Annotated in this window: 18 protein-coding genes; 8 read left to right on the forward strand and 10 right to left on the reverse strand. The window is 73.0% G+C overall.

Features of this window, described 5'->3' with window-relative positions; all coding sequences use genetic code 11:
* Window positions 1-185 precede the first annotated feature (185 nt).
* Window positions 186-3,128, forward strand: coding sequence for an AAA family ATPase (locus ABT354_RS13485; RefSeq protein ID WP_351492903.1), 2,943 nt, complete (start codon window positions 186-188; stop codon window positions 3,126-3,128).
* On the opposite strand, the gene queC is transcribed toward ABT354_RS13485, so the two are convergent.
* Window positions 3,106-3,822, reverse strand: coding sequence for a 7-cyano-7-deazaguanine synthase QueC (gene queC / locus ABT354_RS13490; protein ID WP_351492905.1), 717 nt, complete (start codon window positions 3,820-3,822; stop codon window positions 3,106-3,108). The genes ABT354_RS13485 and queC overlap by 23 nt on opposite strands.
* Window positions 3,823-4,300: 478 nt before the next feature.
* Between queC and queD the strand changes: the two genes are divergently transcribed.
* The 5 genes from queD (at window position 4,301) to ABT354_RS13515 (ending at window position 8,127) form a co-directional block, all read left to right on the forward strand.
* Entirely contained in the window at window positions 4,301-4,666 is a 366-nt protein-coding gene (queD, locus tag ABT354_RS13495) for a 6-carboxytetrahydropterin synthase QueD (protein ID WP_351492908.1), read from the forward strand.
* 76 nt (window positions 4,667-4,742) lie between these two features.
* On the forward strand, window positions 4,743-5,420 hold the full coding sequence (locus tag ABT354_RS13500) for a 7-carboxy-7-deazaguanine synthase QueE (protein WP_351492910.1): 678 nt from the start codon (window positions 4,743-4,745) through the stop codon (window positions 5,418-5,420).
* Between the two features lie 4 nt (window positions 5,421-5,424).
* Entirely contained in the window at window positions 5,425-6,012 is a 588-nt protein-coding gene (gene folE / locus ABT354_RS13505) for a GTP cyclohydrolase I (RefSeq protein ID WP_351492912.1), read from the forward strand.
* A gap of 115 nt (window positions 6,013-6,127) precedes the next feature.
* Window positions 6,128-7,021, forward strand: a complete 894-nt coding sequence (locus ABT354_RS13510; protein WP_351492915.1) for a class I SAM-dependent methyltransferase — start codon at window positions 6,128-6,130, stop codon at window positions 7,019-7,021.
* Entirely contained in the window at window positions 7,018-8,127 is a 1,110-nt protein-coding gene (locus tag ABT354_RS13515; protein ID WP_351492917.1) for a glycosyltransferase family 4 protein, read from the forward strand. The genes ABT354_RS13510 and ABT354_RS13515 overlap by 4 nt, the downstream gene beginning before the upstream one ends.
* A gap of 46 nt (window positions 8,128-8,173) precedes the next feature.
* On the opposite strand, the gene ABT354_RS13520 is transcribed toward ABT354_RS13515, so the two are convergent.
* Entirely contained in the window at window positions 8,174-8,671 is a 498-nt protein-coding gene (locus ABT354_RS13520; RefSeq protein WP_351492919.1) for a tellurite resistance TerB family protein, read from the reverse strand.
* Between the two features lie 275 nt (window positions 8,672-8,946).
* Between ABT354_RS13520 and ABT354_RS13525 the strand changes: the two genes are divergently transcribed.
* On the forward strand, window positions 8,947-9,537 hold the full coding sequence (locus ABT354_RS13525) for a DUF6506 family protein (RefSeq protein WP_351492921.1): 591 nt from the start codon (window positions 8,947-8,949) through the stop codon (window positions 9,535-9,537).
* Between the two features lie 138 nt (window positions 9,538-9,675).
* The gene (locus ABT354_RS13530) at window positions 9,676-10,938 is read left to right on the forward strand and encodes a cytochrome P450 (RefSeq protein ID WP_351492923.1); all 1,263 of its coding nucleotides are present in this window, start codon (window positions 9,676-9,678) and stop codon (window positions 10,936-10,938) included.
* Between the two features lie 40 nt (window positions 10,939-10,978).
* On the opposite strand, the gene ABT354_RS13535 is transcribed toward ABT354_RS13530, so the two are convergent.
* From ABT354_RS13535 to ABT354_RS13570, 8 genes are all read right to left on the reverse strand, one after another.
* Entirely contained in the window at window positions 10,979-14,353 is a 3,375-nt protein-coding gene (locus tag ABT354_RS13535) for a S8 family peptidase (RefSeq protein WP_351492925.1), read from the reverse strand.
* Window positions 14,354-14,534: 181 nt separating this feature from the next.
* The gene (locus ABT354_RS13540; RefSeq protein WP_351492927.1) at window positions 14,535-15,662 is read right to left on the reverse strand and encodes an LLM class flavin-dependent oxidoreductase; all 1,128 of its coding nucleotides are present in this window, start codon (window positions 15,660-15,662) and stop codon (window positions 14,535-14,537) included.
* 154 nt (window positions 15,663-15,816) lie between these two features.
* The gene (locus ABT354_RS13545) at window positions 15,817-17,238 is read right to left on the reverse strand and encodes an NtaA/DmoA family FMN-dependent monooxygenase (protein WP_351492929.1); all 1,422 of its coding nucleotides are present in this window, start codon (window positions 17,236-17,238) and stop codon (window positions 15,817-15,819) included.
* Window positions 17,239-17,259: 21 nt separating this feature from the next.
* Window positions 17,260-18,462: an LLM class flavin-dependent oxidoreductase gene (locus ABT354_RS13550; RefSeq protein WP_351492931.1), complete on the reverse strand. Its 1,203-nt coding sequence runs from the start codon at window positions 18,460-18,462 to the stop codon at window positions 17,260-17,262.
* A 74-nt stretch (window positions 18,463-18,536) separates the two neighbouring features.
* Entirely contained in the window at window positions 18,537-18,671 is a 135-nt protein-coding gene (locus ABT354_RS13555) for a putative leader peptide (RefSeq protein WP_351492933.1), read from the reverse strand.
* A gap of 80 nt (window positions 18,672-18,751) precedes the next feature.
* Window positions 18,752-19,726, reverse strand: a complete 975-nt coding sequence (locus ABT354_RS13560; RefSeq protein ID WP_351492936.1) for a glutathione S-transferase C-terminal domain-containing protein — start codon at window positions 19,724-19,726, stop codon at window positions 18,752-18,754.
* Window positions 19,727-20,123: 397 nt separating this feature from the next.
* Window positions 20,124-20,681, reverse strand: coding sequence for an NADPH-dependent FMN reductase (gene ssuE, locus ABT354_RS13565; protein ID WP_351492940.1), 558 nt, complete (start codon window positions 20,679-20,681; stop codon window positions 20,124-20,126).
* Between the two features lie 95 nt (window positions 20,682-20,776).
* Window positions 20,777-21,757 carry an ABC transporter substrate-binding protein gene (locus ABT354_RS13570; protein ID WP_351492942.1) on the reverse strand — a complete coding sequence of 327 codons (981 nt, stop codon included), beginning with the start codon at window positions 21,755-21,757 and terminating at the stop codon, window positions 20,777-20,779.
* Window positions 21,758-21,772 lie beyond the last annotated feature (15 nt).

Here is a 21,772-nt window from a genome sequence, read left to right on the forward strand (position 1 = left end):
TGACCCGTCACGGCGTTCGCAGGCACGGAGAGCTGCTTCTCCGGAGGTCCGGTGATGTGGTGCACCTCATGAAGGAGGATTCGGTATGACATGCCTCGGCCACCGTGTGGGAAGAGGTCCCCTCCCTGTACCTGTACCTGTCCCTGTCCACCATCGGTGTGCGACTGTCCTGACGGGCTCCGTCTGTGAAGCGTGGTGACGGCGACGGCGGGGAACGGTTCGTCGGCCGCCAGACCGAGTTGGGGCTGTTGCTGACCGCTCTCGAAGAGACCCGGGCGGCCGGCACCCCGGCGAGGATCACCGTCATGGGGGAGATGGGGATCGGCCGAACCTCCCTGCTGCGCCGTTTCGGCACCGGCGCCCGCGCCCGTGGATGCCCATCCGTGCACTTCACCTACCGGGGGTGCGCCCGCGAGAGCCTGGCGGCCTTCGTCGACCGGCTGAACCCGGCTCCGGGCGGATCCCTCCCGGAGCGAGGGCCGGGGACCGACGGAAGGGCCGCCGGAGGGGCCGACGAAGGGGGCGGCGGAGGGATCGGCGGCCGGGGAATCCCCGGGGGCTCCTCCGGCACCCCGTCGGCCTCGGCCGATGCCCTACCTCTGGTCCGGGAGGCGATGGTGGCGGCCACCCGCAGGAATCCGCTGGTGATCACCGTCGACGACGGGGACCTGATGGACGCCGAGGCGCCGTCCGCGCTCACGGCCCTGCTGAGGTCCTGCTCCGATCTGCCCGTTCTGCTGGTGATGTGCTACCCGGACTGGCGGCCGGCGGCGTCCGAGGCGGTGTTCACCGAGCTGTTGCTGGATTCCCGGTTCCTCCACCTCCGGGGCCTCACCGTCTCCGACACCGCCCTTCTGGTACGGGCGATGACCGGGGAGAAGCCCTCACCCGCAGTCGCCGCCGCCTGCCACCGGGTGTGCGCGGGAAACCCCTTGCTGCTGACGGAGCTGCTGCGGGGCCTCGGGACCCGGTCGCGCGGTGCGCTCGACCAGAAGGCCATCGACCAGGCCGTCCTGCCGGCCGCCACGGGGCGGATGATGAGGAGACTCGCCCGCAGCAGCCCCGACGCGACCAAGGTGATGGCCGCGGCGGCCGTGACCGGCAAGGCCGCCAGCCCCCATCTCCTGGCCCATCTGTGCGATCTCGGTGTGACCGATGGTCTCAGCGCGGCCGATCAGTTGGTCCGGATGCGTCTGGTCGAGGACGACGGCGAGAATCTCCTGCTCCGCCATCCGATCCTGCGGAATTCCGTCCTCGCGGGCATGACACGCATGGCGCGCGACGCCACCCATCTGAAAGCGGCCGCCTATCTCCGCCGCACCCACGCGCCGGTGGAGGACATCGCCACCCAACTCACCGCGTCCACCGTCCCGTTCGACCGGTCCTGGTCCACCGCCGTCCTCCTGGAGGCGGGGCGGATCGCCGTCGCCGACAACCGGGAGAAGGACGCCCTCAAACACATGGAACAGGCCCTGGGGACGGCCGTCGGCACGGAACGCGATCAGGCACTCGTCGAACTGACCGAGCTGAGGCTACGGGCCGACCCGCCCCGCGGCATCGACAGCGCGGTCACCGCGATCCGGGGTGTCGCGGGGGACGCGGCACGGTCGAAGCTCCTGGCCCGGCTGGGTGGCGCCCTCTACCTCCGTACCCCGGACGACCGGGGAACGGCGGCACTGGAGGCCATCGCCCCGGTGAACGCCGCACATGGGACGGCGGCCTGGGCACCCCTGCACCGGGCCCTGGTGAACGAGGAGGGCTTCGCCCCGGCCCGCGTCGCGGAGCGCGCGGAACACCTCCTGGCCATGGGCTCCCCACCGCCGGAAGGGGGGTCACGGACCCCCGCCCCACCGGACGGCCTCCGGCCCGCCGTCGCCGCGCTCGCCCTCTTCGGCCGGTGTCTCGGCGGTGACGGCCCCGCCGCGCCGGCCGAGGAGGCGGACCGGCTGCTGGCCCACGAGGACGATGTCTGCGTCCATCCGATCGCCCCGCTGGCCGCGCTCACCGTACTGATGTGGCACGGCCGCCACGACCTGGCGGCCCATCACGCGGAGCGGCACGAGAACTGCGAGCACGGACGGGGCCACACCCTCCACCAGGCCCTGCTGCTCTCCGTGCGGGCCCGGATCTCCCTCACCGAGGGGAACCTGCCCGACGCGGCCGACCGGTTCGCCCGGTGCCTCAAGGAGTTGAACCGGTTCGGGACCGCACCCCACAACCCCGTCCGGCTGAGCGTGGTCGGCGCCTTCGCCGATGTCCTCCTCGACGCGGGTGACGAGCCGGCCGCGCGCAGACTGCTCCGCGACCATCTGCGCGCCGGGTCCCTGCCACCGGGCTGGCAGTACGGTCCGGTGCTGCTGGCCCGCTCCCGGCTGCTCCTCGCCGCCGGCGACCTGCCCGGTGCGTCGCGCGATATGGAGGAGACCGGGCAGCGCGCGGAATCGGCCGGCATCGCGGCCGGTGCGCTGCCCTGGAGGATCCAGGGATCCACCCTCATGCGCGAGCTGGGCCGGGCCGCCCTGGCGCGTCGATGGGCCGAGGAGCAGGTACGGCTGACCGCCCGGGCGGGATCGGACCGCGCGCGGGGCGAGGCGCTGCACGTCCTCGGCGCGGCGCTGGGCGGCGAGGAGGGGGAGGGCAGGCTGCGCGCGGCCGTGGTGCTCCTGGAGGAGCAGGGGGCCCGTCTTCCCCTGGCCCGAGCGCTGTACGAGCTGGGGTCGCTGGTGGCCGGGGGACCCCGGTGGGAGGAGGCCGGCCGCATGCTCGGCAGGGCGCTCTCGCTCGCGGAACAGTGCGGCGCGACCCCGCTCGCGCTGCGCACCCGCGACCGTCTGGCCTCCTTGGACGGCGGGTCTCCCGAGCGCGTGGCCCTGCGGGCGGTGTCCCGTCTGACCACGAGGGAGCGGCAGGTCCTCGTGGGCGCCCTGCGCGGCAGGACCAACGCGGTCCTCGCGAAGGATCTGCGCATCACCAAGCGCACGGTGGAGATCCATCTGACGAACGCCTACCGCAAACTCGGCATCCAGGGGCGGACGGAGTTCGACACCGTGTTCCGTGTCCCCGGACTCTGGCCCCTGCTGCTCTCCGGGGCCTCCTCCCCACCGCTCATGGAGCGGCGAACTCGGTGACGGCGTCGGTGTAGTCGGTCGGATCGGCGACCCCCGCGTCCCGGAACGCCTCGCGGCGTTCGTAGCACGTCCCACAGGTGCCGCAGTGGCGCTCGGCCCCCTTGTAGCAGGACCAGCTGACGCCCAGCGGGGCGCCCAGCCGGGTGCCGTGGGTGGCGATGTCGGCCTTGGACCAGGTGAGAAAGGGGGCTTCGACACGCGGGGTGGGGAACCCCTCATTGGCCACGGTGACCAGTTCCCCCAGGGCGGAGACAAAGGCGGGCCGGCAGTCGGGGTAGACGAAGTGGTCTCCCGCGTGCATGCCCAGGGCCACGATCGCGGCCCGCTCGGCGACCCCGACCGATACGGCGACGTTCGCCAGCACGGCGTTGCGGTTGGGCACCACGGTGGAGCGCATGGAGTCCTCGGCGTAGTGCCCGTCGGGGACGTCCACGCGGGAGTCCGTCAGGGCCGATCCCCCGAGGTGCCGGCCCAGACCGCTCAGGTCCACCACCAGATGGCGGGCGTCGAAGTGGCGGGCGATCGTGGCCGCCGACTCGATCTCCCGGCGGTGGCGCTGACCGTAGTCGACGGTGACGGCGATCAGATCGCTCCGCAGAGCGGCGTAGTGCGCCATCAGGGTCGTGGAGTCCATGCCTCCGGACAGTACGACGACAACGCGGAAGGGATCGGGCTTCTCCTGGCTGTGGCCCATGGGGTGTCTCCCGGGGTGTGAAGGGCGGGACGCTGGACGGGCGGTACGTCCCCGATGTGGGGCAGCGCGGTGCGCCGGCCGCTCCCGGCGGCGGGGCAGCGGCGGGTACCGACCCGTGTCCGACGGTGGGGCACCGCGGTGTACCGGCGCATCACGGCCCCCTCCGAGAATCGCCCGCCCGCGCACCGAGGGACACACCCCCCGGGCACCGAGACGCGGGCGGTACGGAAGCGGCCCCCGCCAGGCCGTGAACGCGCGCCGGACGGACAGTGCCCCGGCGTCTTCTCACGGTGTCGTCCGCGGCGGGTCTCGGTCCGGGTGCCGTCAACGTCTCGGCCGGGGCCGTGATGCATGACCTGCCCGTACGCCCACATGCTGGTTCCGTCCCGCTCCCCCGGGCCGCTCGCCGGCCCCGTCCCGGACGGCCGACCGGAGCGCCGGGGCGCCCGGAGCACACGAGAGGACCTGGAGGCTTCGTATGGGCTTCACCATCAGCAAGGAGTTCCACTTCTCCGCCAGTCACCGGCTGGAGCACTTGGCGGAGGGCCATCCCTGCGGCCGGCTGCACGGCCACAACTACGTGGTCGAGCTGGAACTCAGCGCACCCTCCGACGCGCTGGACAAGGCGGGATTCGTCCGCGACTTCGGAGAGCTGGCGCAGTTCCGCCACTGGCTCGACACCCAGGTCGACCACCAGCACCTCAACGATGTCCTGCCGGACCGCAACCCCTCCGCGGAGAACCTCGCCCGGTGGCTCTACGAGTGGTGGCTGCCCCACTACCCCGAGCTCAGCGCGGTGCGTATCTCCGAGACCCCCACCTCCTCGGCGGAGTACCGGCCGTGAGCCCCGCCCGGCCGGTGGGGGGAGGTGGTGCCGTGGTGGATGCGAAGCTCGTCGTGAACGAGGTCTTCGGCCCCACTTGACCGTCCAGGGCGAGGGTCCCTCCCTGGGCCGGCGGTGCGCCTTCCTCCGGTTGGGCGGCTGCAACCTGTCCTGCCGGTGGTGCGACACCCCGTACACCTGGGACTGGACCGGCCGGAGCGATACCGGTGTGGCCCACGACCCCGGCAAGGAGCTGCGGGCCGTTCCCTGGCGCGAGGTGTACGAGGAACTCCGCGCCTTCGCCGTGCCGCTGGTCGTCGTGTCGGGCGGCGAGCCGCTCAACCAGCAGAAACGGCTGTTGCCGCTGGTACGGGCGCTGCGCGCCGACGGCTGCCTGGTCGAGATCGAGACCAACGGTACGGTCGCGCCCTCCGCCGAGCTGATCCGGCTCGGCGTGCGTTTCAATGTGTCGCCCAAACTGGCCCACGCGGGAGACCCGGCGACGCGCCGGCTGGTGCCCGACGCGTTGCGGGCGCTCGCGGAGGTGCCCGGAACCGCCTTCAAGTTCGTCTGCCGCGGTACGGCCGACCTCGACGAGGTGGCGGAGATCGAGCGCCGGTACGGGACCTCACCTGTCTGGATCATGCCCGAGGGGCGTACGGCGGACGACGTCGAACGGCGGCTCTCCGCCCTCGGCGACGAGACGGTGGCACGCGGCTGGAATCTGACAACCCGACTGCATGTCGCCGTGTGGGGCGACAGGAGAGGCGTGTGAAGCGATGACCACGGCACACGAACGGGAACTCCTGCCCGAGAGCGAGGAGCTGCGGGATCCCCTGGAGGACATCGCCCGCAGGCTGCTCGTGGAGATCGGGGAGGACCCCGAGCGCGACGGTCTGAAGGAGACACCCGCACGGTTCGCCCGGTGGTGGCGTGAGTTCAGCACCTTCGACCCCGGGGTGGTCTCCACGACCTTCCCCCAGCGGACCGAGGGGCAGCTCGTCATGGTGTCGGACATCCGTGTCTGGTCGCTGTGCGAGCACCATCTGCTGCCGTTCTCCTGCTCGGTCACGATCGCCTACCACCCCCGGGGCTCCGTGCTCGGCCTGTCGAAGTTCGCACGGATCGCCCAGCGCCACGCACACCGGCTCCAGGTACAGGAACAGCTGGTGCGCGACATCGCGGACGAGGTACGGAAGGTGACCGGCTCCGACGATGTGGCCGTGATCGCCAAGGGCGAGCACCTGTGCATGAGCATGCGGGGCGTCCGCACCGCCGCGGTGATGACCTCCACCGCCTTCAACGGGGTCTTCGAGACCCATGGCCCCGCGCGCCAGGAACTCATGGCGACGGGTTTCGGGGCCTAGAGCCCTGTCGGAACGGTCGCGGGCGCTCCGGGAGGAGCCGGAGACCATCCGGCGCCGCCCGGGGCCCCCACCGCGCACGCCACCCAGAGCAGACATCCGACCGAGGAGGACACCCATGAACGCGCACCCGGCCACCCGCCCGGCGGCGGCCCCCCGCCTCGATGCGGCGGGGGTGAGAGACCATCCGCTCTGTGGCCCGCTCGACCGCTGGCCGGCGGAGTACCGGGGACCGCACCGCCTGAGCCACACCGGCTGGCTGGACTTCACCAGCAGGCTCGAACGGCGGGAGGAGGTCGCCGCCGTGCGCTCCGCCGTGCTCCCCAACCGGCGTGTGCTCGATGTCGGCGGCGGGACCGGTGAGCTGACCCGCGCCATCGCCGCGCAGCTCGGACACTGCACGACCGTCGAACCCCACCGGAGCCGGGTGGCCACCCTGCGCGAGAGCGCGGAGACGGGAGGGATCGGCACCATCGAGATCCTGCCCGGCCATGCCGAGTCGCTGCCCTTCTCGGACGCGTCGTTCGACGCCGTCCTCGCGTCGTGGATCCTGCCCTATGTGGACGACATCGAGCGGTCCGTGGCCGAGCTGGCCCGGGTCTGCGACCCCGCCCACCCCGAGGCGAAGGTCGTCCTGATCGGCGGCTCCGCCGACAACGAACTCGTGAGCATCCTCAACGAGAGCTGTCTGACGCTCGTGGGCGAGGACCACGACCACCAGGGCTATCTCCTGGCCACCGCCGCGCAGGCGCTCTCCCGGCACGGGTTCGGCGACTTCGCGCTGCACCGTACCGAGGCCGCCCTCCACTTCCCCGAGCCCGATCCGGAGGAACGGGTACGGGCCGCCGCGTCGACCCTCGTCAACTTCTGGTTCGAGGACCATCCCCGGTCCGAGGAGTTGCGTACGGCCATCGCCCCCTCGGTACGCCGCCACTTCGCCCGCCGGCCCCATGCCATCGGCGACCAGGGTGTCGTCCTGATCGCCCGTCCGACGCCGGGGAGCACCGGATGAACATCGCCTTCGTCCTGCTGACCCACAGCCCCGACGAACCCGCGGGCATCGAGCGCGTGATCGACTCCCTCGCCGACGGCCTCCGGGAACTCGGGCATCGCGCCCTGATCGTGGCGGCCGGCCCGCCGACCGGGGCCGATGACGCCGACCTGCTGCGGCTGACCTCCCTGACGCTGCCGCGGCCCATGGTGGTCGACGAGATCCTGCATCTGCTCACCGACCCCACCCCCGTCGAGCGGGAGGTCGAGGAGCTGCTGCGCCGGCACCGGGTGGATCTGGTGTGCTGGGTGGACGCCGTCGCCGGCCTCGGCTATCTCAGCCCCGCTCCCGCCGGGGTACGGACCGCGCTCATGGTCCACTTCCTGCGGGCGGACGACGCCATGCGGCAGAGCCTCGGCCACCGGCCCGACGCGGTGCTGACGGTCAGCGACTTCCTGGCCGGTGAGTCGGCGCGCGCCGGTGTCGACTCCGGCGACTGGTACGTACTGCCGAACGCGCTGCCCCTGCGGAGCGCTCCCCCGGGCCGGGACGAGCGCGAGCGGCTGCGGTCGACCGGACCGGTGCGCACCCTGGCACGGGCCGATCCGCAGAAGGGCATCGTGCCGCTCCTGCGCGCCTACCCCGAGGCCGGTATCGGGCGCCCTGTCCAGATCGTGCTGGCCCATGCGCGATTCGAGTTCTGGCCCGGGATGCAGAACCAGGTGGTGGAGGAGTGCCGGAGGCTGGCCGCCGCGCTGCCGGAGGTCGAGATCCTGCCCGCCATGCCCTGGCACGAGGTGCAGCCCTTCCTCGCCGGCTCCGCCGCCGCCCTGATCCCCTCGATCGAGCCGGAGACCTTCGGCAATGTGGCCTCCGAAGCTCTGTCCGTCGGCACTCCGGTGGTCGGGTACGGCCTCGGGCACCTGCCCGCCCTGATCGGTGAGGGCGGTCGCACGGTCGACCTGGAGGACGGTCCGGAGCAGCTCTGGGAGTCGCTGACGCGGCTGCTCGACGACGCATCCGCGTACCATGCCGCCTCCCGGTGCGCCCCCGCGCAGGTGGCCGACCTCGCCCCGGATGCCGTGGCGCGGACGTTCCTCCGCGCGGTGGCACCGCCCGCCCGGTGAGGTACCGGGCCGGGCCCACCGGCCCGGCCGGGTCCTCGCGCTCCGGCTAGTTGGGGGATCCCCCGGGGTAGAGCAGAGCGATACGGGCGCCCCGGGTGGCCTTCTCCTCCTGGTACAGCTCCCGCAGCCGGTCGACGGTGTCCTCGCCGATCCCGAGCGCGCCCGCGGCCTGCTTGATCCGCTCGATCTCGCCGGGCGCGAGCGCCCCGTCCGCGTCGCACGCCCGCAGCGCGTCGAAGATCAGCGCGCCGCGGCTGTGGTCGACGATCTCCGAACCCGTGACCAGCTCGACGACATCGTCCTCGGCGGGATACGCGGCGATCTCCTCCAGCAGCCCGGGTGCATCGCCGGAGAAGGCGGCGATGTACCCGAGGACCCAGTCGCGTTCCTCCCGTGTGATGACACCGTCGCCCCGGGCACAGATCAGCAGGGCCTTGGCATACGTGAGGATGTCGCTGTCACCGGGCGAGCTGTTGAAGCCCCACTCGTGCCGGAACAGCCACGTCCGCGCGAGCGGGCCGGGCTCTGCTGCCGGTACGGCCATGTCGAACCTCCTGGGTACGTCGGATACTTCCGGCGGAACGGGGTGCCGGAGACCGTGCCCCCGCCCACCCCGCCGCAATGGCTTCCCCCCGTGCGGCGCGCGCACCGGCCCGCCGGGGGCGTGGAGGCCCGCGCACCGGGTTCACGGAAGCACGGCCCGGTGCGCGCCGGGACACGCGCGCCGGTGCGTACGGGAATCCGCGCCCGGGAAGGGATGTTGAGAGACACAGGCGGCCGGGGGCATCCCGGCGGCACGACCGCGACGGAGGGGCGGACATGGCCGGCGACTCAGCGATCATCTTCAGATCCGGGGAACCGGGGCCGGGGGACGGGCCCCCGCCCGCTCCGGTCCGTACGGGCCCGGAGGGCGCCGCGCGGTACATCCTCACCGCGCCGACCCCCGCCGCGGCGGCGGCTCTCGCGGCGGAGTACGTGGACCGGGGCGTGACCACCGTCGAACTCTGCGGCGCGACGGGCTTCCCCTGGCTGGCGGCGGTCGAGGCGGCGGTCCGGGGCCGCGCCCGGGTCGGGACGGTCCTCTTCGGCTTCGAGTCCCTCCTCGACGTCGCCCGCTACAAGCAGCGCGCGACGGACGGAGAGCCGCTGCGTCAGCTCTTCCTCCATGTCCAGCCGGGCGCGGACCCGGCCGAGGACCGCTTCGTCCGGGTGGAGGGACCGAGCACCTCGACCTTCGTGGCCGTACCGGACCCGTCCTCGGGCGCGGCGGTGGCGGCGGAGTTCGCGGACTCCGTGCAGTTGATCGAACTCTATGGCGGCTGGGACCCGGAGTCGGCGGCGTCGGTGATCGCGGCGGTGGGGGAAGGGGTCCCGGTGGGGGTGGCGGTGCGGGCGGCCTCGAAGGGGTGAAGGGCCGGGCCGGGTGACGCTCCCGGGGGGGACCGCCGGACACACCGACGTCCGACAGGGGACTGTCGCATCCCGGCGCTCCTGGTGAACCATGGCCCGGCTGACACCCGCCTGCCGGACCCGCACCTGGAGTCGCCCGTGCCGACCGTCGACCACACCGCCCTGGACGCCCTCTACCGCGACCCCTACCCCCTCTTCGCACGGGCACGCCGCACCGAGGGGCTCCTCCCCGTCCCGGAGTGCGACGCCTGGCTGGTCGCCCGGGACGAGGACGTACGGGAGGTGCTGCTGCGCCCCGATGACTTCTCCTCCCGTGATGTCCTCCGTCCCGATGTCCTCCCCGGCCCGGCCGCCCTGGCGGTCCTGGCCGGGGGCTTCGAACAGCGGCCCACCGTCGTCTCCAGCGACGGGGCCGAGCACCGCCGCCACCGCGCACCGCTCAACCGGGCCCTGTCGGCGGGTCAGGTGTCGGCCCTGATGCCGTACGCCCGGCGGTGCGCGGAGTCGCTCGTCGCCGCTTTCACGGGCGGCGGCCCGGACGCGGGCCCCGGCCCGGTCCCCCCGCACGGCACGGCCGAGCTGATGTCCGCGTACGCCCTCCCGCTCTCCGGCCGGGTCGTGGGACGGCTGATCGGCTTCGACGACGAGGCCGACGCGGACACCGCCGTCCGCCGGGCGAACCGCGCCGAAGCGCTGGTGTACCGGCCGCTGGCCCCGGACGAGCAGGTCGGCGCGGCCGAGGAGGTCGTCGCCCTCCAGCACCGGATCGACGCGCTCGCCCATGACCGGCGCGCCGCCCCGCGCGACGACCTGTGCTCGGCGCTCGTCACCGCCCTCGCGCCCGGCGACGCCCCGCTCACCCCGGACCAGCGCCACGAGATCGTGGCCCAGGTCCAGAACTTCCTGCTCGCCGGAGAGCTGACCACCACCGCACTGGTCGGTACGGCCCTGCTGCATCTGCTGACCGCCCGTGACCAGTGGGAGCTGCTCTGCGCGAAACCGGAGCTGATCCCGGCGGCGGTGGAGGAGGCGGTACGGTACGACACCGCGATCCAGGCGTTCCGCCGCACCACGACCCGGCCCGTCACCCTCGCCGGAACCCGTCTCCCGGCCGGAGCCGTCCTGCTGGTCGCCTATGGCTCCGCCAACCGCGACGAGGCCCGCCACGAACGGCCCGATGTCTTCGACATCACCCGCCTCCAGGGCCCCGGCCATCTCGCCTTCGGCCATGGCCCCCACCGCTGCCCCGGCGCCCGGCTGGCCCGGGAACAGCTCCGCCTCACCCTCGAACTGCTCACCGGCCGCCTGCCCGCGCTCCACCTCGACCCGCACCGTCCCGCGCCCGTGATGCGCCCGACGCTGATCCACCGCTCCCCGGAGAGCCTCCCCGTTCGCTGGTGAACCACCGCCGGTCGGCGTGACCGGACGGCGGCCGGCACGGTCACTTGCCGAAGTAGGCGTCGTACACGGTCACGCTCGCCCTGCCGCCCTTGGTGTCGGTGGCCTCGCCGCGCAGGGCGAGGGACTTCCCCCGGGCGGGGTTCTTCAGGGTGACCTTGCCCTGGGTCACCGTCAGCTTCTTCCAGGTCCTGCCGTTGTCGTACGAGACCGAGACCGCCAGGGACTTCAGCGCCTTGCCCGCCGCCGGGCCCTGCACCGTGACCGGGAAGGTGACCGTACGGCCCGCCGGGACCGTGCCGTCCAGCGCCACCTGGGCACCGAACCGTACCGCCGAGAGCGGGGTCCGCGTCTCGTCGTTCCCGGCCGGGCGGGTGCTGCGGAAGGTCCACGACGCGTCCACACGGGTGGAGACGCGGGAGACCGACGGGCTCCGCTTCACCGAGGTGGCCAGGGTGTACTCGGCGGCCTCGGCGGGGACGGCGAAGCCCGCGTCACCGCCCAGCGGCCGGTCGCTCCTCTTGATCCTGATGGCGCCCCGGTGGAGCGTGGTCCTCGCCGAGGTGTACGCGGACTCGCCGCTGTTGTCACCGCTGTCGGAGAAGAGCGGCACTTCGACCAGGATGCGGTTCTCGCGGCGCAGGACGCCGCTGCCCGGGTGCGTCATCGGCGAGTGGACGGCGCGGCCGAGGGTCACCTGGTGGGTCCTGCCGGGCGCGTACTCCCGTACCGGGGAGGTGTACTCGGCGCCGGGACCGGCCCCGGGACCGCCGTCGTCGCCGAACTGGTGCGCGAAGACGATCCAGGGGTTGCGCTTCCCGTCGGTGGCCACATGATGGGTCCGGGTGCCGGGCAGGGCGAAGGAGTGGCTGTTGGCGTGGATGGAGCCGTCCAGTCCGCTCACCACATCGGTGGCCGCCCGCTTGCCCTTGACGGAGACGCCCATGTTCACGGAGAGCTTCGCGAAGTCGGCGGCCTTGAACCTCTTGTCCACACCGGTGGCGAGCCGCTCGACCGGACCGCCCCAGGCGGCGTCGTACTGGCGCGCCCCGCGCACCCACTGGCTGTGGAAGGTCTGCCTCAGGGTGACGCCGGTGGGCCGCGCCGGGCCCAGCTGCGCGGTCCGGAAGTCCTCGGCCGTCCGGGCGTCGAGCGCGTACTCAAGGGACCGGCCGCCCTTCTTGATGACGTAGGTCATCCTGCTGCCGGTCTGCTCGGCCCGGGTGTCGGGGATCCTGATCGAGACGGGCTTGGCGCGGCGGGCGTCGAGGGTGACGGTGGTGTTCTTCGTCAGCGCCAGCCGGGGCTGGATCAGGCTGTCGAAGCCCGGCCGGTAATCGCTGTTCCGCGTGGTCTCCAGGGTGTAGTCGCCCTTGGGCAGCCGGAGCGTCGCGGAGGACCTGCCCTCCGCTTCGTCGAAGGGGGCGTCGGCCGGGCCGGAGAGCGGATACAGGTAGGTGGTGAAGTCCTTGCTGGGCCTGCCGTCGCGGCCGGTGTACTTGAGGGTCAGGGCGTACGACTCGACCTCGCGTTCCACGGCGGCGGTGGTGCGGACGGTCTGCCCGCCGCCGGTCGCGACGACGGTGGCGGTATGGATCCCGTTGTTGGTGCCGCCGATCCGGGTGTCGGCCGTCAGGGGGACGGACGCGGTGCCGCCGGCGGGGACCGTCAACCGGCCGGCGCCGAGGGCGAAGAGCCCCGCCGGGCCGGGCCTGCCCTTCGGGTCCACGGCCTTGACGGCCAGGTCGAGGGTGATGTCCTGCTTGCCGAGGTTGCGGTAGGTGATCCGCCGGGTGACCGGCTTGTCATCGGTGTGCGGCCACCGATGGAGGCCGAAGGAGAGGCCCGTCCGGTCGGCGACGACGCTCTGTGTCAGGGCACGGTCGACGGCGATCCGGCCGGTGCCCTGCTCGAAGACACCGTGGCCGCCGTCCTTCGCGGACGCGGTGAGCACGGTCTTGATCCGCTCCCCCGACCACGACGGGTACCGCTGCTTCAGCAGCGCCGCCGCCCCGGCCACATGCGGTGTGGCCATCGAGGTACCGGAGATGGTCACATAGCCGACCGGACTCTCGTTCTCCCGGACGGCGGTGGCGCTGCCGCGCGCGGAAGCGGCGGTGATGTCGACACCGGGAGCCGTCACGTCCGGCTTGATGCCGCCGTCACCGATGCGCGGACCACGGCTGGAGGTACGGGCCATCCGGCCCGCGCTGTCCACCGAACCGACCGCGAGGGCCGCGTCCGCGCTGGCCGGGGAGCCCACGGAGGTATGGACCGGTCCCTCGTTGCCTGCCGCGATGGCGAAGAGGACGCCCTTCTCCTTCGACAACCTGTTGACAGTGGCCTCCAGCGGGTCGATACCGGGGGCGTCCGAGGTGCCGAGGCTCATATTGATGATCTGGGCGCCCCGGGCCACCGCCCACTCCATGCCGGCGATGATGCCGGAGTCCTGGCCCCTGCCCTCGTCGTTGATCACCTTGGCGTTCAGGATCCTGGCCCCGGGGGCGACCCCCTTGAACCTCCCGCCCGAGAGCGCTCCGGTGCCCGCCGCCGTCGAGGCGACATGGGTTCCGTGGCCGTTCCGGTCCCGGGCATCGGGGGAGTCGCTGAAGTCGCGCTCGCCGACGACCCGCCCCTTCAGGTCGGGGTGGTTCCTGTCCACACCGGTGTCGACGACCGCGATGGTGACACCCGTGCCGTCGTACCCGGCCTCCCACGCCTTCGGCGCACCGACCTGGGCCACGCTCGTATCCATGTTCACCGTACGGACCGCGTCCAGCCAGACCTTGGCGACACCGGGGACGGTACGGGTGGTCCGCGCCCCCTCGGCGGCGGACCGGGTCAGGGTGTCCCAGAGCCCGCCCGCGTCCCGCTCCGGGATCGTGACCGCGTCGGCGTTGAGCGACGGCAGCGTGCGGCGGACCTCGGCGTCGCCCCGGACCCCCTTACGGGCGGCGGGGCCGTCGCCGCCCTCGTACGCGACGATGACCTTCAGGCCCTTGCGGTAGGCCCGGCGACTCTCCGGCGTACTCAGTCCGGTGACATCGAACAGCCGTCGGTCCAGGGTCCCCCGGGCGATCAGCCGCTCGGCGTCGGCCGGGACGACGAAGGTACGCCCGCTGTCGGTGAAGGACCGGACGGGTATCCTCCCGCGGCCCTGGGCCCGGTCGACGGAGACCGCCCTGCCCCGGGCGTCGACGCCGATACGGTCACCCGTGATCAGGGTGACCCACCGCAGCCCGGTGCCGGTGCCGCCCCCCGCGGCGTCGGGGACGGTGGTGGCGGCCGGGCCGCCGACGCCGGGTCCGGTGGTGTCCGCGAACGTGGTCGTGCTGGTCAGTCCGGCGACAAGAGCCGCCGCCACCAGCGCCGTGGTGACGGTCACGGCCCCCCGGCCCGGACATCCGATGGTGAACAAGCTGACTCCCCCATGCTCAGCGGGTTCGGACGGCGCAACGCCGGGAGTGGCCCCGCTCCCCACCCCCGGCGGGAAAGAGCGATCACCGGGTAACCGCGTTGTCACACGGTCCAGGGATGGCCAAAAATCGACCGCCCGGAGCCCGGTGACCCCGCCCGCCCCTCCCCGTCCTCCGGGGTGCTCAGCGGCGGTTCCACTCCTCCGCGAGGAGCTGGTAGGAGCGCACCCGGTCGGCGTGGCCATGGGTGATGGTGGTGATGATCAGCTCGTCGGCTTCGGTGGCCTCCTGGAGTTGTTCGAGCAGGTCGGCGACGCGTCCCGGGGAGCCGACGAACTGGGTGTCGACGCGGTCGGCGACCAGGTCCCGGTCCGCCTCGGTCCAGGGGTGGGCACGGGCCTCCGCCGGGGTCGGGAAGGGGATGGCGCCCTCGGCGGTGCGGATGCTGCGGACCCATGGGGCGTAACCGGTGGCCAGTTCGCGGGCGGTCGCGTCGTCCTCGGCGACGACCACGTCGGCGGAGACGCTGACATAGGGCTTGTCAAGGTGGTCGGACGGCTGGAAAGCGGCACGGTAGCCCTCGGCGGCCTCCAGGACGGTGGCCGGGCTGACATGGTAATTCGCCGCGAAGCGGAGGCCGTTGCGGCCCGCGACATCGGCGCTCTGTCCGCCGCTGCTGCCGAGGATCCACAGCTGTACGTCGGCGCCCTCGCCGGGGACGGCGTGCGCTTCGATCCCCTCGGCGGAGCGGTAGTCGCCGCGCAGCAGCGCCAGGATGTCGTCGATCTGGTCGCCGTAGTCCTGGCTGCCGGCGCCCGGCTGGTGCAGCAGCCGGTGCTGGAGCCGGAACCGGGGCTCGCCGAGGAGGTGCTCGAAGGAGAACCGGGGCGGGATCAGCAGCCCGTTGGGGGCCCGACCGTCCACGACCGGGACGGTGGAGGGACGGGTCTCGGCCGTCTTCCCGGAGGGGCGTCCGCCGGAGCGGCCGAGGCCCAGGTCGAGCCGTCCGGGGTGGAGGGCGTCGATCAGGCCGAACTCCTCGACCGTGGAGAGGGCGGTGCGGTGGCCGAGCTGGACGGCACCGGATCCGATCCTGATGGTGGAGGTCGCGGAGGCGGTCAGGGCCAGGACGACGGCGGGGGAGCTGCCGGCCACGCCCGGGTTGAGATGGTGCTCGGCGAACCAGTAGCGGCTGTAGCCGAAGCGCTCGGCCCAGCGGGCGAGGTCGATGGTGTCGCGCAGCGCCTCCGCGGCGGTGGAGCCGGACGGGATCGGGACGAGGTCGAGGACTCCGAGAGGTATGCCGGACATGATCGGGTGTTGCTCCTCAGCGGTCGATGGGCGCGGGCGCCGATGCGGATACGGGTGCCGATGCGGGTACGGGTGCGGGTGGCGATGCGCGTACGGGCGCCGGTGCGGATACGGGTACCGGCGCGGGCGCGGGGACCCGTACGGGCCGGGCATCTCATGACGCCGCCCGCCGGTTCCCCGGCCGGGCGCGGGCGGCGGCCCGGCGGGGCCGGTCCAGGCCGAGATGGTCGCGGAGCGTGGTCCCGGTGTAGTCGTGGCGGAACACCCCGCGCTCCTGGAGCAGGGGGACGACGGTGTCGGCGAAGGCGTCCAGACCGCCGGGGGTGATGTGCGGGACCAGGATGAAGCCGTCGGCGGCGTCCGTCTGGACGAAGGTGTCGATCGCCTCGGCGACGGTGGCCGGGGAGCCGATGAAGGACTGCCGGCCGGTGGTCTCGATGACCAGCTCCCGGATCGACAGCTTCCCGGCGGCGGCGCGCTCGCGCCACTGGCGGGCGACGGCGAGCGGATCGCGGACCATCCGGACACTGGCCCGGCCCCGGGCGACGGTGTTCTCGCCGGGGTACGGGTCGATGTCGGGGAGCGGGCCGTCCGGGTCGTAGCCGGACAGATCCCGGTTCCAGATGTGTTCGAGATATCTGATCGCGGTCTGACCGCTGACCTGCTGACGCCGTATCTCCCGGGCCAGTTCCCGCGCCTCCGCGTCGGTGTCGCCGAGGACGAAGGTCGCCGCGGGCATGACGAGCAGTTGGTCGGGGGTGCGGCCATGGCGGGCCAGACGCCCCTTGACGTCGGCGTAGAACTCCCGGCCGGCCTCCAGGGTGCTGTGCCGGCTGAAGATGGCGTCGGCACTCGACGCGGCGAACTCTCGGCCCTCGTCGGAGTCCCCGGCCTGGAAGATCACCGGGCGGCCCTGCGGGCTGCGCGGGACATTGAACCGGCCGGCGATGTCGAAGTGCCGGTCCCGGTGGACGAAGGCGCCCGCCCGTGCGTCCCCGAGGAAGACACCGGACCGCTGATCGGCGACGATCTCGTCGCCGTGCCAGGAGTCGAACAGCTCGGTGGCGGTGGTCAGGAACTCCTCGGCCCGGGAGTAGCGCTCCTCCTGCGGGAGGAAGCCGCCGCGCCGGAAGTTCTCACCGGTGAAGGCGTCCCAGGAGGTGACGACGTTCCAGGCGGCGCGTCCGCCCGACAGATGGTCGAGGGTGGCGAACTGGCGCGCCACCTCGTAGGGCTCGTTGAAGGTGGAGTTGATGGTGCCGGTCAGGCCGAGCCGCTCGGTGACGGCGGCGAGTGCGGTCAGGACGGTGAAGGTGTCGGGCCGCCCCACCACATCCAGGTCGTAGATCCGTCCGCCCTGTTCGCGCAGGCGCAGCCCTTCGGCGAGGAACAGGAAGTCGAACTTGGCCCGTTCGGCGGTCCGTGCCAGATGGGCGAAGGAGTCGAAGGCGATATGGCTGCCCGCCCGGGGGTCGCTCCAGACGGTGGTGTTGTTGACGCCGGGGAAGTGTGCCGCGAGATGGATCTGCTTCCGGGGCCTGCCCCCGGCCCGCTCGCGCTCGGTCGGCTCGCTCATGGTCGGACGGCTCCTCCTCGGTCAGGCGGTGGCGTAACGGTTGGCGGGGCGCGGGAGTCGGAGCAGCCCGCGCAGGGTGTCCGCCTCATAGGCGTGCCGGAAGACGCCCCGGCGCCGGAGTTCGGGCACCAGGCCCCGGGTGATCCGCTCCAGGTCGTGGCCGATCACTCCGGGGCGCAGCCGGAAACCGCTCAGACCGGCCCGGTGCCATGCGAGGAGCAGATCCGCGAGATGTCCGGGGGTCCCGGTGAAGATCTCGGCGTCGCTGGTCCAGGGGTGGCCCGCGAGACCGTCGAGGCGCGCCCTGCGGTCGGTCGCCGTGGCCTGGTGGTCATCCAGGAACACCACCAGGTCCCCGAAGATGTGCAGGGGCTCCTCCGCCCGCCCCGCCGCGGCCTGGGCGGCCCGGATCCCGGCGACGGCGGTACGGGCCTGTCCGGTGCTGTGCGGGGTGACATAGCCGATGTCGGCCGCCCGGCCCACCAGCGGGTACGGGAGGTTCCGGTGCGCGAGCACGCTGACGACGGGCTGTCCCTGCGGCGGCCGGGGGGTGATCGAGGGTCCCTTGACGCTGAAGTGCCCGCCCTCGAAGTCGATGTAGTGGAGCTTCTCCCGGTCGATGAAGCGTCCGGTGGCGACATCGCGGATCTCCGCGTCGTCCTCCCAGCTGTCCCAGAGGCGGCGCACCACCTCGACATGGTCGCCGGCCTCCGCGGAGAGCGAGGCGGTCAGCTCCCGTCCGGCGGGGGTGTCCCGGTCCTCGGGGCCGAGCCGGGGAAGCGTCCGGCGGCCGAAGTGCGCGGCCTCGTCCGGCCGTGCCGAGACCTGGACGAGCAGGCCCGCACGCCCGGTGCTGACATGGTCCAGGGTGGCGATGGCCTTGGAGATGTGGAACGGCTCGGTGTGGGTGGCGACCACGGTCGGCACCAGCCCGATGAAGCGGGTCAGCGGTGCGACGCGGGCGGCGACGAGCACCGCGTCCAGCCGGCCCCGTACCCGATCGGTGCGGGTGTCGGGCTCCGTGGGGTGCGAGGACTGCAAGCCGAGCGAGTCCTCGAAGGTCACGAAGTCGAGCAGGCCGCGTTCGGCCTCGGCCACCAGGCCGGCCCAGTAGCCGGCGGTGAACAGGGCCTCGGGCCGGGCGCCCGGCTCGCGCCAGGCGGCCGGGTGCCAGCCCGCGCCGTCCAGCGCCACGGCGAGATGGAGAGGGGAAGATGTGGACACGACAAGGGTGCCTTCCTGATCGACCGTCGAGGATCACGGGCCCTGCTGCGGAGGGCCCGGCGGCGGAGGGCCGGTCAGGAACGACAGAGCGCGCCGGCCACCCGGCGCAGGTCGATGTGGAGCCGGGCGTACAGAGGGGGGCGGTCCGGTACGGCGGGGGCCCCGGTGGGCGGGACGGGCGCACGGGAGCCGGGGATCAGCACCGTCATCTCCGCTCCTCCCCCCACCTGCCGCCCACCGCCTGCCACCGCCGCTGCCAGGGCCCTGGCAGGACCCCTGCCCTCGGAGCCTAGGCGGAGCCGGACGGCGGGAGGTGGAGGGCGTATTGCGGTTTCATGAAGCCGTCCATGGCCCGCGGGGAGGGCCCGCCGGTGGCCCCGTCCGGGATCTGCCCGGCCCAGTCGATGATCTGGACCGCCGCGCCCGCCGCCTCCAGCCCCCGGCAGTGGCCGTGGTGCCGGCGGGCGATGCCCTCCAGGTCGAGGTTGCCGCCGAAGGCGGGGTGGGCGGTCAGGCGCCGCGCGTACAGCCACAGCCGTGGATGGTCCGCGACACGATGGACCGCGGCGGCGTCCAGATGCAGGCGGTGCACGGTGTCCAGCTGCACCAGGGCCACCCACACCCGTACATCGGCGGCGGTCGGCGCGTCACCGAGGACGAAGGGCTGCACGGTGAGGAGCCGCTCCAGCGAGCCCAGGACCCGGAGCAGGGTGCCCAGCGCCCGCCGGCGCTCCGTGGCGTCGGCGTCGGCCCGTCCGGCGTGCTGCGCCGCTTCGTCGATGCCGTACTCGCAGAGGCGTCCGACGGCTTCGATCTCCTCCTGGGCCCCGGGCGGGTGGAGGGCGGCCAGGTCCGGGCCATGGGCGCCGAAGGGCCGGGTCAGGTCGCGGAGGATGTCCGGGGTGTGGGTGCTGACGATCCGACCCGTCCAGTCGTCGCTCAGGACGGGTGCGGCGGCCGGTCCGGGATGGCGGTGCGCGGTGGCCTCGTACAGGGGGCGCAGCGCGGAGTACCCGCCGTCGGGGCTGTCGGGCACGGCGGGCAGCAGGATCACCGGGAGGACCTCGCCGAGGCCGAGCAGGCTGTGGGTGACCGCGATGCGGAGACAGTGGGGGCAGGAGAGCGAGAGATGGAGGCGGTAGCGGCGCGACGCGGCGTAGTAGCCGCTGCGCGCGTCGTGGCCGATCCGGCCCCGGAACGGCGGTGGGGTGGCGGGGGACGGCTTCGCGGTCGGAGGCGTGCTGGTCAGGGGTGCGGCGGGCATGGGTCTCCCTGGGTCCGGGTCCGGCTTCTGAGGTGCGGAGGTACGGCGGGCGGCGCACACGGAGAAGGGGCGCGGCGACGCGTACACGACCGGGACGCGGTGCCGGTGGGCACCGCCGGTTCAGCGCGGAGGGCTCGCCGCGCTGCAGACGCGCAGGAGATCGATGTGGCGGCGGGAGGTCAGGAGCAGAAGCGGCCGAGGCGCGCACGCGGCGCGGTCGGCGGGCGACTCCGGACGCTCCGTCATGTCCTACCCGTCCACTAGGGATTCTGCTCTGGAGTGTCCGGCCGCTCGCGGGCCGCGTCAAGGGGGTATCGCCCACCTTCCGTACGGCGGCCCGCTCCGCCCCGGCTCCACTGCCCCCGGACGGCGGGGCCGCGGTCCATGGTTCCGCCGCTCATCCGGCGCACGACAGCAGGGCCGTACGGCCGTCGAGGGCCGCGGAGAACTGGTCCACGATCTGCGCCAGGGCCCCGGCCGCGCCCGGGGCGACGGTCACCGCGCCGTCGTCGCCCACCGTGATGTCCTTGTCCAGGGTGAACCAGCCCTGGACGACATGGGTGGCGCCCATCGAGCTGAGCACCGGGCGCAGGGCGTAGTCGATCGCCAGGACATGCGCGGTGGTGCCGCCGGTCGCCAGCGGCAGGACCGTCTTGCCGGCCAGGGCGTACTGGGGCAACAGGTCCAGCAGGGACTTCAGCAGCCCGGAGTAGGCGGCCTTGTAGACGGGGGTGCCGATCACCACTCCCTGGGCCCGGTCGAAGAGCGCGGTCGCCCCGGCGATGGCCGGGTGCCGGAGGTCGGCGCCGAGCAGTGCCTCGGCGGGGAGGGTGCGGACATCCAGGGGGATCACCTCATGGCCCTGGGCGGTGAGCCGCCGGTCCAGATGGCGCAGCAGACGGGCGGTACGGGAGGTGGCGGAGGGGCTTCCGGAGACGGACAGAACGGTGGCCATGGCGGACCCTTCGGGAGCGTGCGGTGGGTGGGGGTGACGGGGCGGGGGCGCGGCGGGAACAGAAGTAGGGCGGCGGTCCCCGGCGCCCGCGCGGGCTAACCGGTGGTCCTGGGCAGTCCGGGCGGGTTGATCTCGGATGTGGTCACGGCCTCGTCGGAGAGGCCCCAGCGCGCCAGCACCCGGGCGTAGGTCCCGTTGCGGATGGTCTCGTTCAGCGCGTCGGCGAGCGGCCCGACCAGGCCGTTGTCCTTCCTGGTCGTCGCCGCGATCAGGCCCTGGAGGGTGGCGCCCGCCCCGGAGTGGGTGCCGACGACCTCGGTCTCCCCGGTGGCGGCCGCATGGTAGGCGGCGGTCGGGTGGGGGCCGAGGTGGAGGTCGATCCGGCCGGACCGGAGGGCGAGATAGGTGTCGCCGGCGCTCTGGTAGTACTTGATGTCCACCGGTTCCAGGCCGTCCTTCACCCCCCGCTCGCTCCACTCGACCAGCAGCTTCTCCTGGTTGGTGCCGCTGGCCACGGCGATGGTCAGGCCGGCGGTGTCCTCGGGCCCGTCGATGGTCAGACCGCTGCCCTTCTTCGCCTCGAAGCCCAGGTTGTCCTTGCGGTAGGTGGCGAAGTCGTACTTCTCCTTGCGTTCCTCGGTGTCGGTGATGTTGCTGAAGCCGACATCGAACTTGGCGCTGTCGAGACCGACGAAGATGTTCTCCCAGGAGACCGTGGTGATACGTGGTTTCAGGCCGAGTACCTGGGCGACCAGATGGGCGATGTCGGTCTCGACGCCGATGACGGTTCTGTTGTCGTTGGCGTAGAAGGTCAGGGGTGCCGAGGAGCCGGACGATCCGACGATCTCCAGGGTTCCCCGCTCCCGGATCCTCGCGGGGACCCGGGCGGCGATGGAGTCGACCCGGGCGGTGGTGACACGGCGCTGGTCGGGGCTGAGGTTGATCTTCGTACCTGCTCCCTGGGCGTTCCTGACCTCGGTCGTGCCGCCGTCGGAGGGGTTGCCGCAGGCGGGGATGGCGAGGGCGGCGGCCACGCCCAGGGCGACGGCGGTGCGGCGGGGTATCGAGGTGGGCATGGTCCTGCTCCTCGC

It is taken from the genome of Streptomyces sp. NPDC000594 (genome assembly GCF_040299965.1).
Lineage (GTDB): Bacteria > Actinomycetota > Actinomycetes > Streptomycetales > Streptomycetaceae > Streptomyces.

What these genes read in the sequence shown, in the direction of transcription:
- queC (WP_351492905.1), bottom strand. Translation starts at nt 3,822, where the DNA reads ATGGGCCACAGCCAGGAGAAGCCCGATCCCTTCCGCGTTGTCGTCGTA.
- queD (WP_351492908.1), top strand. Translation starts at nt 4,301, where the DNA reads ATGGGCTTCACCATCAGCAAGGAGTTCCACTTCTCCGCCAGTCACCGG.
- folE (WP_351492912.1), top strand. Translation starts at nt 5,425, where the DNA reads ATGACCACGGCACACGAACGGGAACTCCTGCCCGAGAGCGAGGAGCTG.
- ABT354_RS13510 (WP_351492915.1), top strand. Translation starts at nt 6,128, where the DNA reads ATGAACGCGCACCCGGCCACCCGCCCGGCGGCGGCCCCCCGCCTCGAT.
- ABT354_RS13515 (WP_351492917.1), top strand. Translation starts at nt 7,018, where the DNA reads ATGAACATCGCCTTCGTCCTGCTGACCCACAGCCCCGACGAACCCGCG.
- ABT354_RS13520 (WP_351492919.1), bottom strand. Translation starts at nt 8,671, where the DNA reads ATGGCCGTACCGGCAGCAGAGCCCGGCCCGCTCGCGCGGACGTGGCTG.
- ABT354_RS13525 (WP_351492921.1), top strand. Translation starts at nt 8,947, where the DNA reads ATGGCCGGCGACTCAGCGATCATCTTCAGATCCGGGGAACCGGGGCCG.
- ABT354_RS13540 (WP_351492927.1), bottom strand. Translation starts at nt 15,662, where the DNA reads ATGTCCGGCATACCTCTCGGAGTCCTCGACCTCGTCCCGATCCCGTCC.
- ABT354_RS13545 (WP_351492929.1), bottom strand. Translation starts at nt 17,238, where the DNA reads ATGAGCGAGCCGACCGAGCGCGAGCGGGCCGGGGGCAGGCCCCGGAAG.
- ABT354_RS13555 (WP_351492933.1), bottom strand. Translation starts at nt 18,671, where the DNA reads ATGACGGTGCTGATCCCCGGCTCCCGTGCGCCCGTCCCGCCCACCGGG.
- ABT354_RS13560 (WP_351492936.1), bottom strand. Translation starts at nt 19,726, where the DNA reads ATGCCCGCCGCACCCCTGACCAGCACGCCTCCGACCGCGAAGCCGTCC.
- ssuE (WP_351492940.1), bottom strand. Translation starts at nt 20,681, where the DNA reads ATGGCCACCGTTCTGTCCGTCTCCGGAAGCCCCTCCGCCACCTCCCGT.
- ABT354_RS13570 (WP_351492942.1), bottom strand. Translation starts at nt 21,757, where the DNA reads ATGCCCACCTCGATACCCCGCCGCACCGCCGTCGCCCTGGGCGTGGCC.